Below are 18025 nucleotides of genomic sequence, written 5' to 3'. Positions count from 1 at the left end.
CCGGCGGTCTCGTGTTTCGAAAGGTAGGGAATGAGAACAGTCGACACCCCGGTCGTCACCGACATGCGTGTGGTCCCGATTGCAGGTCGAGACAGTATGTTGCTGAACCTCTCCGGCGCGCATGCCCCGTACTTCACCCGCAACCTGGTGATCCTCACCGATTCCGACGGCAACGTCGGCGTGGGAGAGGTACCCGGCGGTGAACCGATCCGGAACACTCTCGAGGACGCCCGCCTGATCGTGACGGGCCGCAGCGTCGGCGAGTACAACGCCGTCCTCGCCGACATGCGCCGGACGTTCGCGGATCGCGACGCCGCCGGACGCGGCAATCAGACCTTCGACCTACGCGTGGCGATTCACGCCGTGACCGCGGTCGAGTCGGCCCTGCTGGATCTCCTCGGCAGGCACCTCGGTGTCCCGGTCGCGGGCCTGCTCGGTGACGGCAAGCAACGGGACCGCGTGCAGGCGCTCGGGTACCTCTTCTTCATCGGCGATCGGACGGCGACCGACCTCGACTACCTGTCCGGTGAGGGCGAGTCCGACGAGTGGCTTCGTCTGCGGCACGAGGAGGCCCTGACTCCCGATGCCATCGTCCTCCTCGCCGAGGCGGCCCATGCGCGTTACGGTTTCGAGGATTTCAAGCTGAAGGGTGGGGTGCTCGCCCCGCGCGAAGAGGCGGCGGCGGTGACCGCGCTGGCCGAACGGTTCCCGTCCGCACGCATCACGCTCGACCCCAACGGCGGCTGGTTGCTGGCGGAAGCGATCGAAACGTGCCGGGGATTGCGTGACGTCCTCGCGTACGCGGAGGATCCGGTGGGTCCCGAGGGCACCTTCTCCGGCCGTGAAGTGATGAGTGAATTCAAGCGGGCAACCGGACTGCCGACGGCCACGAACATGATCGCCACCGACTGGCGGGAGATGGGCCACACCATCCGCTCCGGTGCCGTCGACATTCCCCTGGCCGACCCACACTTCTGGACGATGGCGGGTTCGGTTCGGGTGGCGCAACTGTGCGACGCCTGGGGGCTGACGTGGGGTTCGCATTCCAACAATCACTTCGACGTCTCCCTCGCCATGTTCACCCATGTGGCAGCGGCCGCACCCGGTGACATCACCGCCATCGACACGCACTGGATCTGGCAGGACGGACAGCGGATCACGAAGGCGCCGTTCGCCATCGAAAACGGATACCTGACCGTGCCGACCACGCCCGGTCTCGGTGTGGAGCTCGACATGGATCGGGTGGAAGCGGCGCATGAACTCTATCTCCGTGAAGGTCTGGGTGCCCGCGACGATTCGGTGGGCATGCAGTTCCTCGTGCCGAACTGGACTTTCGACAGCAAGCGGCCCGCACTGGTACGCGGCCGGTGAAGATCGTCGTCGGCGACCGGAACCTGCTGCCACACAAGGAGCTGTTCGAACGCGGGCTGCCGTCCGGGGCTTCCGTGTCCTGGCATCAGAGGTTCGACGAACCGCTGATCGTCGCCGATCTGGCGGACGCCGACGTGTACGTCGGTGGCCGGTTCACCGCCGCGATGGCCGCCGCCGCACCGAAACTCCGTCTGGTGCACGTAGCGGGCGCGGGTACCGACAAGGTCGACTTCGACACCCTTCCCGCTGACACTGTGGTGGCCAACACCTTCCATCACGAAGATTCCATCGCCGAATACATCGTGTCGGCGGCGGTTCTGCTGCGACGCGGACTGCTCCATCAGGATCGTGCGCTACGCGGCGACCGATGGGCCAGCTCCGTGTACGACGACGCGATCCCGCAGCCGGCGTCGATGCACGACGCCCGCATCGGATTCGTCGGGTTCGGTCACATCGGCAGGCGGTCGTGGAACCTACTTCGAGCATTCGGTTCGTCCGGCTGCGCCGTCACCGGCCGGGGAGGTGTCGACGCCGGTGCGGAAGGACTCGTGTGGGCGGGTGATCACTCGTCGCTGCTGCGGCTGATGTTCGAGTCCGACATCGTGGTCGTGTCGGCGCCGCTGAACTCCGCGACCCGCGGGATGATCGGCACCGCGGAATTGGCGGCACTGGGAGCCGGTGGTGTGGTGATCAACGTCGGCCGCGGCCCGCTGATTCGGGAACAGGCGCTCTACGACGCTCTCGCGACGGGCGTCATCGCCTCGGCGGCGGTGGACGTCTGGTACGCCGACCCCGACCCGAACGGTCGGGGTGCCCCGGCCGCGCACCCGTTCCGGGAACTGCGGAACCTTCTCATGACACCGCATTCGTCCGGCGTCACCCGGCACACCTTCGTCGGACGGGTTCGGGACATCACCGACAACATCCGCCGGCTCGACGCCGGGCAGACCGTTCTGCGCACCGTCCGCCCCGGTTAGGACCTCTATCGAAACAGTGTCGGGCGGTTGAACCGCCTGATCAGGACCCGAATGGGTCAATTCTCGATGGGGGCACGTACGTAACTCGGCCCGCGACGTGATCCGTTCGGGGATACTCGCGCGTCCGTCTGACCCATCACGTTGTTCTCTGCAGCCATGCCGGGCGTTGACATCCGGTGCGACTCTGCGATCGCAGCGGGATACTGTCACCACCGCACATGTTGGGTCCGCCGCTCGAGTGGATCCAGCCGCGGCTGCGGCACGGACCGGCGGCAGCAACCGTGTGTGTCGGTCCCGCACGCAATACTGTCGGGTGATTCCGAAAGCGGGCACTATGACGGGGGTGGGGTAGACGGTGGGCGGGGACGCGAGAACAAAGGCCGACGTCGTGGCGTTCTGGAGAGCGATCGAGCTCTTCAGCCCACAGACGGTACCGATGGTCGACCGATTCGACACGCACGCGCCGGTCGAGAAGGTCACCGACGGGAAGCCTCTCCCGTGGGAGGCCGGCCATCGGCTGCGCGGGAAGTCCACCCGCCGTGGATACCAGCGCCAGCACATCTTGTACCTCGGCGTGTACCGCATCGACGACGTGTGGATGGCGGTCGACGATATTCTCGACCCCGGCACCGAGAACTTCGACCCGCGCCCGGCCGGTGACTGCGCGCTTGCCGCGATTGTCCTCGACGGCGACGGATGCTATCTGCCCGACACCGCGATTGTGTCCGGTCTCGCGTGGGCCGCCGGCCGGACTCGCAATCCGGGGCCGGGCGGCCCGACCTGGCTCATTGGATTCGGCGACGCGGCGACGCGGTTCCGGGAACTCGTCGACGAGGCCCAGCTCGTCGACGAGGACCATGGTGGACGCGCGCCACTTGACCACACCCAATTGTCCACGATCCGCACGAAAACCGAAGCGCTGCTCGGTGTCACCGGTCTCGTGCAGTGCACGGAGATCCGGGTGCGCTCGGTCGAGGTCCGCGAATCGGACGGTGTCGACAGCACCGATTTCCTCAACAGCTTCATCGCCGAGGACCTGGACCTGGTCCGGGCGGAGGTGGCGCAGGGACGGTTCGGCGCCGGGCTCGGCCGGTACCTCACCGAAGATGCGAACCTCGACCTCGAGCGTCGGGTCGACCTGTACGCCGACCCCGCCGCCTCCCTCGACGGCTGCCGGCCGAGCGCGACACCGCTCGGCCGCTGGCCGAGCGACCCGGACCATCCCCTTGCTTTGGGGCAGCAGTTCGCCGTCAACTCGATCATGAGCGAACTCGGCGACGGGGCAGGTGTGTTCGCCGTGAACGGTCCTCCGGGCACAGGGAAATCGACGCTGCTGCGGGATCTCGTGGCCGCGGTCGTCGTGGAACGTGCCAACCGCATCGCCGCGCTCGGGCATCCCCGCGACGCCTTCTTCGCGGTCCCGCACCGTTGGAAGGCCGGCGAATACCCCCGCATCGTCCAGCGGTGGAAACCGGAGTTCCATGGTTTCGAGATGGTCGTCGCGTCGTCGAACAACGGTGCGGTCGAGAACATCAGCCACGAGATGCCTGCCGCCGGGCAGTTCGACGAGGCCACTTTCGGCGAGGTGGACTACTTCGGTGACATCGCGACCGCGTTGCTCGGTGACGGGGCGGGACCCGCGTGGGCGCTGACGGCGGCGAGGCTGGGCCGCAAGTCGTACCGTTCGGACTTCGTCGCCACACTATGGTTCGACGAGAAGGCGCCCCGCGAGGACCACGACGGATCTGCCGATCAGGTGCGACGTCGGGGGATCCAGTCGATCCTGAAGGAACTCGAGACGGCGGGGCCTGGCCGACCGTGGAGGGATGCGGTCGCCGACTACGAGGCTGCGCGCGCCCACGTCGAGGCCCTGCTCGAGCAGCGTCAGCGCGCACACGACGAGCTCTCCGAGGTCGTCGGCCTCCGCCGACGGCTCGCCGAACTCGGCCCACAGCTGGATGTTGCGGTCGAACACCTCAGGAAGGCGCAGCAATCCGAGCTCACGCTGCGGGCAGCCGTCGACCGTGCGGACACCGGCCGATCGACCGTCGCTACAGAGATCGAGAGTCACGACCAAATCCGCCCGCCGTGGTGGCACATGCTGAGCAGACGGGCGCGTGCCGACCGTGACGGCTGGCAGGCGCGCCGGCAGCAGCTGACCGAAGCGTTGTCCCGATGGAACAGCGCCTATCAGAACGCCTGGGCCGCGCATCAGGAATCGCTCCACACCCTGCACGACGCCCAGAGCCGGCATGAACCGCTCGCGGACGAGCACCGGGGCATGAGTACACGGATCGACTTCCTGGACGTCGCGCTTGATCGGTACCGGGAGCAGTGGGGGAATGCCGTCCCCGGGCGCGACTGGCTCGACGACCCCGCGCAGCGTGAACTGGCCGCGCCGTGGTCCGATCCGAAGGTGACCGAGGCTCGGTCCCGGTTGTTCCTCGCGGCGTTGGCCTTGCATCGCGATTTTCTCGGCCATGTTCCGAAGCAGATGCGGCAGGCCCTGCAGGGGGCCACTGACGTCGTCGGCGGCAGCGCGCCGCGTGACATCGACCCGGCGGCTGTGGCGGACGCGTGGCGTGCGCTGTTCTTCGTCGTCCCATTGGTGTCGACGACGTTCGCGTCCCTGGGCAAGATGTTCCGCGGGCTCGGTGCGGAGAGCCTCGGCTGGCTGCTCATCGACGAAGCGGGGCAGTCCACACCACAGAACCCGGTCGGGGCGATCTGGCGGGCACGGCGCACCGTGGTCGTCGGTGATCCGCTGCAGCTCGAGCCCGTTGTCACCCTGCCTTTCCGGGCTCAGCAGGCCGTACGCCGAACATTCGGGGTGTCGGAACGGTGGCTGCCCGCCGCGAACTCCGCACAGTCCATTGCCGATAGGCTCAACCGATGGGGTACCACTCTCTCCGACGGTGAGAATTCGATCTGGGTGGGGGCGCCGCTCCGTGTCCACCGCCGGTGTGACGACCCCATGTTCTCTATCGTGAACGCCATCGCGTACGACGACACGATGCTGCATGGGCGCGACCCAAGTCCCCGCGATGACCACACACCATCGGCGTGGATTCACGTCACCGGACCGTCGTCCGGCCACTACGTTCGCGCCGAGCACGACGTCTTGCGCGAGCACCTCGACCGGCTGCGCGACAATGGGCACGAGATGAGCGAGGTCATCGTCATCACCCCGTTCCGTCAGGTCGCCAGCCGGATTGCCTCGCTCTCGGACCAGTACCCGGGCCTGTCTGCGGGCACGGTGCACAAGGCTCAGGGCAAGGAAGCCGACATCGTGTTCTTCGTCCTCGGCGGCGACCCGGCCAAGGACGGCGCCAAACGTTGGGCGGCAGCGAAACCGAACCTCGCGAATGTCGCGATCAGCCGGGCCAAGAAGCGGCTGTATGTCATTGGTGACTACGACGGATGGTCACGACATCCCAGATTCGATGTGCTGGCTCGTACGCTGCCGCGGCGTGAGGGAGGCGTGTTCTGACGAACTCGAATGCTTCCGAGATTCGCCGGCCTCTCGTCCCGACCATGCCGACCGAGTTGTCGGTCAGGCGATACAGTGCGGTGCTGCGGCAGAGATTCTTTCGGGGACGTGTGCAGGCTCGCAGGTCGGTGTAGACGCTCGAGTCGCGAGAATCGCCGCGATCGACAACCACTTCCGACGCAGGGAAGCCCGGCGGAGACCGCGCCGAGCGCGGCCCGGATGGCGCTCCACCGCGACGGCTGCTGAGCCGTCTTCCTCGACACCGTCATCGAGGCGACTCGGGTGAAACGGGCATATCGGGAGTGGTGGCTGCGCCTAGACTCCGAAGATGGTGCGCAACGCGAAGGCTGCACGTCAGCAGCCCACCGATCAGCGTTCGGCGTTCGATAGGTTCGTGGAGCAGATCGAACTCCGGGTCAGCCAGGCGCCGTTCTTCGGGATCTGCGCCGGAGTGGTCGCGCTGTGGGTCGTCAGCATTCCGCTCTGGAAGGACCTTCACGAGTGGCAGATCGCCATCCACACCGTCGGCGCCGTCTTCACGTTGCTCCTCGTGGTCCTGCTCGAGAATGCCAGCCGCCGTGCCACGGAGGCTCTGCAGGAGAAACTGAACGTGATCGCCGAGGCGCTCGCCGCCCTGCTCGATTCCTCCGCCCAGGACAACCCCGAGCTGAAGAAGGCGGAGGAGAAGTTGCGGGAGGCCGTCGGGCTCGAAGACCGGCACTAGCCATCCGCCCCTGTGACTTGGCGCACCAAGCAGGTAGGTTATGTGTAACCGCAAAAACTACTAACCAGTAGGGGTACGTCATGCCTGTTCCGTCCGCCGCCACATTCGCGCGGCTCGCTGATCTCATCGCCATCCCCGAGGCGGCGGATCGCCCGACCCGTTCCGTCGTCGAGGCATTCACGGGCAAGGAACTGGCGACCGTCCCGATCGGTACCGCCCAGGACGCCGTCGATGCCATCGCTCGTGCCCGGGTAGCGCAGAAGGACTGGGCACAGCGGCCGGTCACCGAACGGGCCGCCATCTTCCACCGGTACCGCGAACTGGTGCTCGAGAACCGCGACGCTTTGATGGACATGGCGCAGGCAGAGACCGGGAAATCGCGCACGGCCGCCCAGGAGGAGATCCTCGACATCTCGATGACGGCCCGCCACTACGCGCGTGTCGCACCGAAGCTGCTCCGCCCCCGCCGCGTCTCCGGGATGCTGCCGGTGCTCACCAAGACCGTGGTGCGATACCAGCCCAAGGGTGTCGTCGGCGTCATCTCTCCCTGGAACTATCCGATGACCCTCGCGGTGTCCGACGCCATCGCGGCCCTCCTCGCCGGCAATGCGGTGGTGCTCAAGCCGGACAGTCAGACGCCGTACTGCGCCCTGGCCTGCGTCGACCTGCTCTACAAGGCGGGACTCCCGCGTGACCTGTTCGCCGTGGTCCCCGGGCCGGGCTCGGTCGTCGGCACGGCGCTCGTCGAGAACACCGAGTACCTGATGTTTACGGGGTCCTCGCAGACCGGGCAGCTTCTCGCCGAGCAAGCCGGTCGCCGGCTCATCGGTTTCTCCGCAGAACTCGGGGGCAAGAACCCGATGATCGTCACTGCCGGTGCCAACCTCCGCGAGGTCACCGATGCCGCCGTGCGCGCCTGCTACTCCAACTCCGGTCAGCTGTGCATCTCGATCGAACGCATTTACGTGGAAGAATCCATCGCCCCCGAGTTCACCCGCATGTTCGGTGAGCGGGTGCGCAACATGTCACTGGGCGCCGGCTACGACTTCGGCATCGAAATGGGCAGCCTCGTGTCGGAGGCGCAGGTAAAGGCGGTGTCCAGCCACGTCGACGACGCCGTGGTCAAGGGGGCCACCGTGGTCGCCGGCGGCAAGGCGCGCCCCGATCTCGGGCCGCTGTTCTACGAGCCGACCGTCCTCACCGGAGTCCCTGAGGACGCCGAGTGCTACCGCGAGGAAACGTTCGGACCGCTGGTGTCGGTGTACCCGGTGGCGAACGTCGACGAGGCGATCGAACGTGCCAACGACACCGAATACGGGCTCAACGCCAGCGTGTGGGCGGGAACCAAGGCGGAGGGTGAGGCCATCGCGGCGCGTATCCACGCCGGAACGGTCAACGTAGACGAGGGCTATGCCCCCGCCTGGGGCAGCACCGGCGCGCCGATGGGCGGCATGGGAGTGTCCGGGGTCGGGCGCCGCCACGGTGCGGACGGGCTCCTCAAGTACACCGAACCCCAGACCATCGCCACCACCCGCATTCTCAATCTCGGCGGACCACGCGGATTGCCGCCCAAGGTGTGGGCCAAGATCATGCCACCGTTCGTGAAGGCGCTGCAGTACGTGCCAGGCAGGTAGCACGCACGACGGCGGCACCGGGACGCGGACTTCACCCCAGGGTGGTCGGTTTACCCATCCTGGGGTACCTGTCGCCGGTGGACGCCCGGGTGGAGGCTGTGGGTGATGGCTACACCCGCGGAGGCGCCCCTCATGAATTCTCGGCAGACACCAGCCGAACACCCCTGCCCTGACATCCGGCGTGAGAACGTGGAGTTCTCCTCCGGCGGACAGCGCTGCGCCGCCTGGCTGTACCGCCCCCCATCGCCCACCTCGGCGGCGCTTCCGTGTGTCGTGCTGGCGCACGGCTGGAGCGGCGTGCGCGAGCAACGACTCGACGCCTACGCCGAGCGGTTCGCGGCCGCGGGATTCGCGGTACTGGTATTCGACTACCGCTACTTCGGTGCCAGCGAAGGGCAACCCCGGCAACTCCTCGACCTCGACAGTCAGCTCATCGACTGGGCCAGCGCTCTCGACTACGTGCGCAGTCGTCCCGAGATCGACCCCGACCGCATCGCGATCTGGGGCACCTCGCTGGCCGGCGGTCTCGTCCTGACGACGGCTGCGCGGGATCACCGGGTGGCGGCCGTGGTGTCGCAGGTGCCGTACGTCGACGGGCTCACGAACCTTCGCAGGCTCGGCATCGCGGGGCTGGCCCGCATGTCGGTCGCCTACCTGCGGGATCGGCTCGCGCAGTTACGACGTCGGCCGCCGCACATGTTCCCCGTGGTCGGGCCGCCGGGGTCGTTCGCGGCCATCACCACCCCCGATGCGGAGGCGGGATACCGCGCCATGGACCCGCCCGGTTCGACGTGGCGCAACGAAACTCCCGGACGCGTCGCGTTGCAGGCGGCGCTCTACCGGCCGACCAGTGCGGTCGCGCAGATCGGCTGTCCGGTCTTCTTCGCCATCGCCGACAACGACGTCGTCACCTTCACAGGCAGTGCGCTGAAGACCGCGGCCAAGACCCCGGATGCCGAGGTACGCGTGTACCCGGGCGGTCACTTCGACGTCTACTTCGGTGATCTCTTCGAGAAGGTGGTGGCCGACCAGATCGACTTCCTGATTCGCACTGTGGGCGAGGGTCGGCCGCCGACCGTCTCGGAACTTCTCAGGCCCGGCCGAACACTGCCGGCCGCTTCTCCTGGAATGCCGCTACGCCTTCCGCGAAGTCGGGCGCGGCGAGCAGCACTTCCTGCCCCATGCGCTCGCGGGCACAGGCGCTGTCGAGTTCGGTCAGCGTGGCATCGTTGACGGCGTCTTTGGTGAAGTGGAGGGCCTCCGGCGGTCCGTCGGCGAGACGTCGGGTGAGGGCATCCACCGAGGCGGCGAACTCGTCGTCGGAATAGACGTCCGAGATCAAACCGGCGTCGAGGGCGTCCCTCGCCGGAAGACGTTCGGCCAGTAGGGCCATTCTCATGGCGCGGGCTCGACCGATCGATGCGGCGACGAGGGCGGTGGCGCCTCCGTCCGGCATCAGACCCACCTTCGTGAACGCCAGCAGGAAGTAACTCGATTCGGTAGCGACAACGAGATCGCAGGCCAGTGCGAGGGAAACACCGACACCGGCTGCGGGACCGTTGACGGCGCCGATCACGGGACAGGGGAACGCCCGGACCGCGGCGACGACGCGATTGGCGGCGTCGATCGTGGCGGTGGAGGGCGGGCCCGACACGTCGGTACTCGTCGCCAGGTCGGCGCCCGTGCAGAATGCCCGGCCGGCCCCGGTGAGTACGGCGACCCGCACCTCGGCGTCACCCGAGAATTTTTCCAACGCGTCCGCAACGGCGTCGAGTGTTTCGGTGGTGACGGCATTCATGCGGGAGGGCCGGTCGAGCGTGATGCGGAGGACGCCGTTGTCGACGGTCGTGTCCACACCTGGTAGGTCGGAAGTCATGAGGGTCCTTCGGTGTCGTGGGGGAGGAGGGACAGTGTGATCTTGCCTGCGGCCGAGCGAGTTTCGAGCGCACGCAGGGCATCGGCAGCGTGTTCGAACGCATAGATGGTGGGTTCGGTGATCTGCAGTGCACCGGATTCGAGTAGCGGTTCCAGGGCGGCCCACTGCCGTTTCGTGTAGCCGGGATCGGTGCGCAGGTACTCGGCCCACCCGGCCCCGAGGACCGAGATGTTTCGGAGGAGAAGTCGATTAACCTTGACCGTGGGGATCTCGCCGCCGGTGAAGCCGAGGACCACGAGTCGCCCGTTGGGCGCGAGGCTGCGCAGGCTGTCGGTGAACCGGTCGCCGCCCACCGGGTCGAGGATGATGTCGACTCCGCGGCCGCCAGTGATTTCCCGGACCCGGTCCTTCCATCCGTCGAGGAGGACGACGTGGTCGGCGCGGTGGGCCTTCGCGATGCCGGCCTTCTCCTCGGTGCTGACCACGGCGATCGTCTCGAGTCCCAGAGCGACCGCCACCTGAAGTGCGGCTACGCCGACACCCCCGGCGGCGCCATGGACCAGAACCGTTTCGCCGGCGCGGAACCGCGCGCGCTCGTCCAGGGCGAAGTGCACGGTGAGGTAGTTCAGAAGGAAACCGGCGCCGGCTTCGAGCGACACCGAGTCGGGCAACCGAAACACGGAGTGGGGTTCCACGGCCACGGTCTGCTGCCACGCGCCGCCGGAGGCGAATACCGCCACCCGCTGTCCGGCGTGAAAACCGCTGTCCGGAGGAGCTTCTCGCACCACTCCGGCGCCCTCGACACCGAGCACGCACGGAAGGTCGCGCACCACCTGGTAGCTGCCCGTGGTCTGCAACAGGTCGGGAAAGGCCACCCCGGCGGCGTGCATATCGACGACGACGAGACCGGATCCGTCGGGTTCGTCGATCTCGGCGAGCCGGACACCGCTCGGTCCGGATTGGGCAGTCAGTTGCTGGGCATACACGTGGTGATCTCCTCCGTCGGTCCCTGGACTATCCATACCAGACGCGACTTAACGTGCGCTAGGTAAGGTCCGCCATTGACCGTGACGCTGCGCCGTGGTACTAACTTTAACGAGCGATCAGTAATCATGCGTGAGTCGGAGGGTGAGACGTGCCGGAAATGACGGAGACGACGGAGGCAGCCGCATTGTGGGAGCGGCGTGGAGGCATCGGCATCATCACGCTGAACCGCCCCAAGGCGCTCAACGCAGTGAACGGCGCATTGTCGACCGCGGTGGGCAATCTGCTCGAGCAGGCCGAGAACGACCCCGAGGTGCGGGTCGTCGTGATCACCGGGTCCGGTCGCGCGTTCTGCGCCGGAGCGGACCTCAAGGAACTCTCTGTCGGTAAGGCCATCTCCGCGGAGGGGCATCCGGAGTGGGGTTTCGCCGGATACGCGCAGCACTGGATCAGCAAGCCGACCATCGCCGCGGTCAACGGGTTCGCCCTGGGCGGTGGCACCGAACTGGTGCTCGCCAGTGACCTCGCGGTCGTCGATGAAGGGGCGGCTCTCGGGTTGCCCGAGGTCAAGCGAGGATTGTTCGCGGCCGCGGGCGGAGTGATCCGTCTGCAGCAGCAGATTCCGAAGAAGGTCGCGCTGGAGATCGCGCTCACCGGCGAGCCGATCACCGCGGCGCAGGGCAAGGAATTGGGCCTGGTCAACCGGGTCGCCCCGGCCGGCACCGCCCTCGACGTCGCGCTCGAACTCGCCGAGCAGATCGCCGCGAACGCGCCGCTGTCGGTGCGCGAATCGAAGGCGATGATCCACCGGACCGCCACCGAAGACGACTGGGGCGACCGGGCGTGGGAGGCGAACAACGCCGCGATCGCCGTCGTGTTCTCCAGCGCGGATGCCAAGGAAGGGCCCACCGCGTTCGCCGAGAAACGCCAGCCGGTGTGGCAGGGCCGCTGACTGCGCCCTTCGGGCCTGTGAGTACTTCTTAACCGCGGGCGGTTAACAAGTACTCACGGCATCAGGACTCGGCCCGGTGTTCTGTCGACCCCGGACACCGGGCCGCAACCACTTTTTCTCCTCCTCGAAAGGGAACTCTCATGACCAACGCTGTCATCGTGGACGTCGTCCGCCTCGCCTCCGGCAAGGGCAAGCCGGGCGGCGCCCTGTCCGGCACCCACCCGGTCGAACTCCTCGCGCACGTGCTGCGCAGCCTCGTCGAGCGCAACGGCATCGACCCCGCGCAGGTCGACGACGTGATCGGCGGCTGCGTCGGTCAGGCCGGCGAGCAGGCTCTCAACATTTCCCGCACCGCGGTGCTGTCGGCCGGCTTCCCTGATTCGGTCCCGGCCACCACCATCGACCGCCAGTGCGGTTCGAGCCAGCAGGCGGCGCACTTCGCCGCGCAGGGCGTCATCGCCGGCGCCTACGACATCGTGATCGCCGCGGGTGTCGAGTCGATGTCCCGCGTGCCGATGGGCACGACGACCCTCGGGCAGGACACGTCCGGCCCGGGCATCGCGGCCCGTTACCCCGAGGGCCTGGTCAACCAGGGAATCTCCGCCGAACTGATCGCCGCCAAGTGGAAGTTCGACCGCGACACCCTCGACGCCTACTCGGCCGAGTCGCATCGCCGCGCCGCCGACGCCGCCGCGAAGGGGTTGTTCGACAAGGAAATCCTGCCGATCGAGGTGACCAACGCGGCCGGTGAGACGGTGACGCACCTCGTCGACGAGACCGTGCGCGCCTCGACCACCGCCGAGGGGCTGTCCGGGCTGAAGTCGTCGTTCTACTCCGAGAAGTACGCGGCCCGGTTCCCCGAGGCGCAGTGGCACATCACCCCGGGTAACTCGTCCCCGCTGACCGACGGTGCGTCCGGTGCGCTGATCATGAGCGAGGAGATGGCCGCCAAGCTGGGCCTGACGCCGCGGGCGCGGTTCCACTCGTTCTCCGTTGCGGGCGATGACCCGGTGTTCATGCTCACCGCCCCGATCCCGGCGACGAAGAAGATCCTCGCGAAGTCGGGGCTGAGCATCGACGACATCGACGCCTACGAGGTCAACGAGGCGTTCGCCCCGGTGCCGCTGGCGTGGGCACACGAGTTCGGTGCCGACCCGGCCAAGCTGAACCCCCGCGGCGGTGCGATCGCCCTCGGCCACGCGCTCGGCTCCTCGGGCACCCGCCTGCTCGGCACACTGGTCAACCAGCTCGAGGCCACCGGCGGACGCTACGGCCTGCAGACGATGTGCGAGGGCGCGGGCATGGCCAACGCCACCATCATCGAACGCATCTGATCACCGTTTCCGACAACTCCTGAATTTCGAAAGGCACAACATGATCGTCAACGACAGCGTTGCACTCGTCACCGGCGGCGCCTCCGGCCTCGGACTCGCTACCACCAAGGCCCTGCTCGCCGACGGCGCCAGCGTCGTCATCGTCGACCTGCCCTCCTCCAACGGTGAGACCGTCGCCAAGGAACTCGGCGACCGCGTCCGCTTCGCCGCAGGCGATGTCACGAGCGAGGCCGACGTGTCCGCTGCCCTCGACGTCGCGGAGTCCCTCGGCCCGCTGCGGGTGGCCGTCAACTGCGCCGGCATCGGCAACGCCATCAAGACCGTCAGCAAGAACGGCGCGTTCCCGCTGGCCGATTTCACCAAGATCGTCACCGTCAACCTGATCGGCACGTTCAACGTGATCCGTCTTGCTGCCGAGCGCATCTCGAAGAACGAGCCGATCGACGGCGAGCGCGGCGTCATCATCAACACCGCCTCCGTCGCCGCCTACGAGGGCCAGATCGGTCAGGCCGCGTACTCCGCCTCGAAGGGTGGCGTCGTCGGCATGACCCTGCCGATCGCCCGCGACCTCGCCTCGCTGCTGATCCGCGTCAACACCATCGCACCGGGCCTGTTCAAGACCCCGCTCCTCGGTTCCCTCCCCGAGGCCGCGCAGCAGTCGCTCGGACAGCAGGTGCCCCACCCGTCGCGTCTGGGCGACCCGTCCGAGTACGGCGCACTGGCCGCGCACATCGTGTCCAACCCCATGCTCAACGGCGAGACCATCCGACTCGACGGCGCCATCCGCATGGCACCGCGCTGATCGGCAACCCTGTGACCCTGCCGCGCGAGAACGGGACAATCACCACGGAGCCGATGTTCGCCGACTGGCGGACCTTCGAGGCGCTGCCGCTGACGCCCATCCTCGAGCAGGCACTGGAGTTGTTCAACGAGAACGGTTACCACGGCACGACGGTGCGGCAGATCGCCCGTCGTGTCGGGGTGACCGTCCCCGCCCTGTACTACCACCACGAGAGCAAGGAAGCCGTTCTCGTGGCACTGTTCGAACTGCAAATGCGCGAACTCAACGATCGCGCGGAGGCAGCCGCCCGCGAGGCCGGCGACGATGTGGTCGCGCAATTTTCCAACGTCGTCGAGGCGATCGTCCTGTACATGACGAACCGGGTGCGGCACGTCGGCCTCGACACCGAGTTGCGGCACGTCTCCGTGGACAGCCGAAGTCGGTACGCGGCCACGCGAAAACGCCTCGAGCTCATGGTGATCGACGTGGTGTCCGAGGGGGTTGCCGTAGGTGCGTTCTCGGCCACCAACGTAGCGGAGACCGTGCGCGCTCTCCTCGGGATGTTCCAGTCGATTCCGCGGTGGTACCAGCTCGGTGGGGCACTGACCCCCGAGCAGGTCGCCGAGCGTTACGTCGACATCGCTCTCCACACCGTCGGATACCGACCCGCCCACTGACCGTTTCCCAGAGGAGCCGTCCCATGCTTTCCACAGCGTTTACCGAAACCTTCGGCGTCCGCCATCCGATCGTTCAAGGCGGCATGCAGTGGGTCGGCCGCGCCGAACTCGTCGCCGCCGTCGCCAACGCCGGTGCGCTGGGCCTGCTCACCGCGCTGACGCAGCCCACTCCGGAGGACCTCGCCAAGGAGATCGCCCGCACCCGCGAGCTCACCGACCAGCCCTTCGGTGTGAACCTGACGATTCTGCCGGCGATCACGCCGCCGCCGTACGAGGAGTACCGGCAGGTCATCATCGAATCCGGAGTCAAGATCGTCGAGACGGCCGGTTCCAACCCCGCCCCCCATCTACCCGACTTCCACGCGGCGGGCGTGAAGGTGCTGCACAAGTGCACCAGCGTGCGGCACGCGATCAAGGCCCAGGACACCGGCGTCGACGGCATCAGCATCGACGGCTTCGAATGTGCCGGCCATCCCGGTGAGGATGACATCCCCGGGCTGGTGCTCATCGCGGCCGCGGCGGAACAGATCACCATCCCTATGGTCGCGTCGGGCGGGTTCGCGGACGCGCGTGGATTGGTCGCGGCACTCGCCCTCGGCGCCGACGGAATCAACATGGGTACCCGCTTCATGTGCACCGCCGAATCGCCGATTCATCAGAACATCAAGGAGGCGATCGTCGCCGGCAAGGAGACCGACACCGAGTTGATCTTCCGGCCGCTGCGTAACACGGCACGTGTCGCGAGCAATACCGTGAGCCGTGAGGTTGTAGAGATCCTCGATCGGGGCGGCAAGTTCGAGGACGTTCGTGAGTTGGTCGCCGGTGCCCGCGGGCGCACTGTGTTCGAGAACGGCGACACCGACGCGGGTATCTGGACCGTCGGCACCGTCCAGGGCATCATCCACGACATCCCCACTGCCGGTGAACTCGTCGAACGCATCGTCCGCGAGGCGGAGGCACTGATCGCGGAACGTCTCGCGGGCCTGTCGGTTTCCGTCGGCGTGTGACCGAATCCTAGGAGAGACCATGCAGCGCACTATCTTCGAGAAGGATCACGAGGCGTATCGGGAGACCGTGCGCGAGTTCCTCGCCCGAGAGATCGAGCCCCACTACGAACGGTGGGAGTCCGACAAGCTGATCGACCGATCGGCGTGGCTCGCGGCCGGCAAGTCCGGGCTCGTCGGACTCGGCGTGCCGGAGGAGTTCGGCGGCTCCGGCGTCACCGACTACCGGTTCCGGTACGTCGTTGCCGAGGAAATCGCCCGCACCGCGACGACGTCATTCGGGTCGGGCCTGAGCGTGCACGACGACATCGTCATCCCGTACATCGTGAACCTCGGCACCGACGAGCAGAAGCAGCGATGGCTGCCCGGCATGGCCGCGGGTGAGCTGATCGGCGCCATCGCGATGACCGAGCCTGGCGCCGGCAGCGACCTGCAGGGCGTGAAGACCACCGCGGTGCGGGATGGTGACGAGTGGGTGATCAACGGCCAGAAGACGTTCATCACCAACGGCATTCACTCCGACCTCGTCATCGTCGTCGCCCGCACCGACCCGAACGCCGGTTCCAAGGGGTTCTCGCTTTTCGTCGTGGAGCGGGGCATGCCCGGCTTCGGTCGTGGTCGCAAGCTGCACAAGGTCGGCTTGGCCGGTCAGGACACGGCGGAGCTCGTGTTCGAGGACGTGCGGGTGCCCGCGACCAATCTGCTCGGCAGCGAGGGGCGCGGTTTCATCCATCTCATGGAAAACCTTCCACTCGAACGTATTTCGATCGCGGTCAACGCGATCGCCGCGGCGAAGGCGGCATACCAGTGGACCAGGGACTACGTGTTCGAGCGGAAGGCGTTCGGCAAGCCGATCGGCGATCTGCAGAACACCCGGTTCGCGCTGGCGGAGATGCTGACCGAGATCGAGGTGACCGAATCGCACATCGACCGCTGCGTACTCGCCCTGAACGCAGGCGAACTCACCGCCGTCGACGCGTCGAAGGGCAAGTGGTGGGCCAGTGAACTACAGAAGCGAGTGGTCGACCGCTGCGTCCAACTGCACGGCGGCTACGGGTACATGATGGAGTACCCCATCGGCCGCGCGTACGTCGACAGCCGTATCCAGACGATCTACGGCGGAACCACCGAGATCATGAAGGAAATCATCGGGCGCGATATCGCGTCACAGTAGGCGGCTCCGCCGCCTGTGAGTGGTTAACGAGTCTCTGGACTCCTTAACCACTCACAGGCGCGAAGCGCCTAGAGCAGGCGGGACCTCGCGTCGGCGTACTCCCGAGTGAGCCGCTCGACAACCTCGGCCGCCGGGACGACTGCGTCCACCGCGCCGATTCCCTGACCGGCACCCCAGATGTCGCGCCACGCCTTGGACTCCGACTTTTCGTTGGTACCGAAATCCATTGCGCCGGCATCCGACACCGGGAGGGCTGCGGGATCGTATCCGGCCGCCTCGATGCTGCCGCGGAGGTAGTTTCCGTGCACGCCGGTGAAGAGGTTGGAGTAGATGATGTCCGAGGCGGTGGAGTCGACGATCATCTGCTTGTAGGCGGCGTCGGCGTTGGCCTCGTCGGTGGCGATGAAGGCGGACCCGATGTAGGCGAGGTCGGCGCCGGCGGCCTGCGCGGCGAGTACCGAACGTCCGTGGGCGATCGAGCCGGACAGCAACACGGGGCCGTCGAACCATTCGCGGATTTCCTGCAGCAACGCGAACGGTGACTGGGTGCCTGCGTGTCCACCCGCACCCGCGGCGACGGCGATCAGGCCGTCGGCACCCTTCTCGACGGCCTTCTTCGCGAACCTGTTGTTAATGACGTCGTGCAGAACGATGCCGCCGTAGGAATGGACGGCGTCGTTGACGTCGGTGCGGGCGCCGAGGGAGGTGATGACGATCGGGACCTCGAACTCGACGACGGTGGCCAGGTCCTCGTCGAGCCGGTCATTGCTCTTATGGACGATCAGGTTCACCGCGAAGGGCGCGGACGGCGACTCCGGGTTGTTGGCGTCGTGCTTGGCCAGCTCTTCGGTGACGCGGGTAAGCCATTCCCGCAAGACGGGCTGCGGCCGCGCGTTGAGGGACGGGAAGGAGCCGACCACACCCGAGGTGCACTGGGCGATCACCAGGTCGGGACCGGACACGATGAACATCGGCGACGCCACGACGGGCAGGCGCAACCGGTCTCGGAGAATGGCGGGCAGGCTCATGAAAGCTCCTTGCTGTGCG

14 protein-coding genes and 1 pseudogene are annotated in these 18025 nt (G+C 67.2%); 12 read left to right on the top strand and 3 right to left on the bottom strand.

Features of this window, described 5'->3' with window-relative positions:
• Positions 1-30: 30 nt before the first annotated feature.
• From gudD to JQT59_RS04570, 6 genes and pseudogenes are all read left to right on the top strand, one after another.
• The gene (gene gudD / locus JQT59_RS04595) at positions 31-1371 is read left to right on the top strand and encodes a glucarate dehydratase (RefSeq protein ID WP_213574903.1); all 1341 of its coding nucleotides are present in this window, start codon (positions 31-33) and stop codon (positions 1369-1371) included.
• On the top strand, positions 1368-2348 hold the full coding sequence (locus tag JQT59_RS04590; RefSeq protein WP_213574901.1) for a 2-hydroxyacid dehydrogenase: 981 nt from the start codon (positions 1368-1370) through the stop codon (positions 2346-2348). The genes gudD and JQT59_RS04590 overlap by 4 nt, the downstream gene beginning before the upstream one ends.
• Positions 2349-2736: 388 nt before the next feature.
• Complete coding sequence (locus JQT59_RS04585) at positions 2737-5838, top strand: DEAD/DEAH box helicase (protein WP_213574899.1); 3102 nt, start codon at positions 2737-2739, stop codon at positions 5836-5838.
• A 328-nt stretch (positions 5839-6166) separates the two neighbouring features.
• Complete coding sequence (locus tag JQT59_RS04580; RefSeq protein ID WP_065488547.1) at positions 6167-6562, top strand: low affinity iron permease family protein; 396 nt, start codon at positions 6167-6169, stop codon at positions 6560-6562.
• Positions 6563-6642: 80 nt separating this feature from the next.
• Entirely contained in the window at positions 6643-8196 is a 1554-nt protein-coding gene (locus JQT59_RS04575; protein ID WP_213574897.1) for a succinic semialdehyde dehydrogenase, read from the top strand.
• Positions 8197-8301: 105 nt separating this feature from the next.
• Positions 8302-9186, top strand: a pseudogene (locus tag JQT59_RS04570) (alpha/beta hydrolase); the annotation flags it as partial.
• A 100-nt stretch (positions 9187-9286) separates the two neighbouring features.
• Here the strand turns inward: JQT59_RS04570 and JQT59_RS04565 are convergent.
• Together JQT59_RS04565 and JQT59_RS04560 are read right to left on the bottom strand one after the other, a co-directional pair.
• Positions 9287-10072: an enoyl-CoA hydratase gene (locus JQT59_RS04565; RefSeq protein WP_213574895.1), complete on the bottom strand. Its 786-nt coding sequence runs from the start codon at positions 10070-10072 to the stop codon at positions 9287-9289.
• On the bottom strand, positions 10069-11058 hold the full coding sequence (locus JQT59_RS04560) for an NADPH:quinone oxidoreductase family protein (RefSeq protein WP_213574893.1): 990 nt from the start codon (positions 11056-11058) through the stop codon (positions 10069-10071). The genes JQT59_RS04565 and JQT59_RS04560 overlap by 4 nt, the downstream gene beginning before the upstream one ends.
• A gap of 149 nt (positions 11059-11207) precedes the next feature.
• Here JQT59_RS04560 and JQT59_RS04555 point away from each other — a divergent pair, with 149 nt between their 5' ends.
• From JQT59_RS04555 to JQT59_RS04530, 6 genes are all read left to right on the top strand, one after another.
• The gene (locus tag JQT59_RS04555; protein WP_213574891.1) at positions 11208-12008 is read left to right on the top strand and encodes a crotonase/enoyl-CoA hydratase family protein; all 801 of its coding nucleotides are present in this window, start codon (positions 11208-11210) and stop codon (positions 12006-12008) included.
• A gap of 140 nt (positions 12009-12148) precedes the next feature.
• Positions 12149-13342, top strand: a complete 1194-nt coding sequence (locus tag JQT59_RS04550; protein ID WP_213574889.1) for a thiolase family protein — start codon at positions 12149-12151, stop codon at positions 13340-13342.
• 40 nt (positions 13343-13382) lie between these two features.
• The gene (locus JQT59_RS04545) at positions 13383-14144 is read left to right on the top strand and encodes a 3-hydroxyacyl-CoA dehydrogenase (RefSeq protein WP_213574887.1); all 762 of its coding nucleotides are present in this window, start codon (positions 13383-13385) and stop codon (positions 14142-14144) included.
• A gap of 53 nt (positions 14145-14197) precedes the next feature.
• Positions 14198-14800 (top strand): TetR/AcrR family transcriptional regulator, encoded by a 603-nt coding sequence (locus tag JQT59_RS04540; RefSeq protein WP_159926775.1) that lies wholly within the window; start codon positions 14198-14200, stop codon positions 14798-14800.
• 23 nt (positions 14801-14823) lie between these two features.
• Positions 14824-15807: an NAD(P)H-dependent flavin oxidoreductase gene (locus JQT59_RS04535; protein WP_213574883.1), complete on the top strand. Its 984-nt coding sequence runs from the start codon at positions 14824-14826 to the stop codon at positions 15805-15807.
• 19 nt (positions 15808-15826) lie between these two features.
• Positions 15827-16978 (top strand): acyl-CoA dehydrogenase family protein, encoded by a 1152-nt coding sequence (locus JQT59_RS04530; RefSeq protein ID WP_213574881.1) that lies wholly within the window; start codon positions 15827-15829, stop codon positions 16976-16978.
• Between the two features lie 68 nt (positions 16979-17046).
• Here the strand turns inward: JQT59_RS04530 and JQT59_RS04525 are convergent, their stop codons facing one another.
• Positions 17047-18006 (bottom strand): NAD(P)H-dependent flavin oxidoreductase, encoded by a 960-nt coding sequence (locus tag JQT59_RS04525; protein WP_213574879.1) that lies wholly within the window; start codon positions 18004-18006, stop codon positions 17047-17049.
• Positions 18007-18025 lie beyond the last annotated feature (19 nt).

Source organism: Rhodococcus sp. USK13, assembly GCF_018343855.1.
GTDB lineage: Bacteria > Actinomycetota > Actinomycetes > Mycobacteriales > Mycobacteriaceae > Rhodococcus_F > Rhodococcus_F oxybenzonivorans.
The sequence above is the reverse complement of the archived record's forward strand: the minus strand, read 5'-3'. Positions and strand labels throughout refer to the sequence as shown.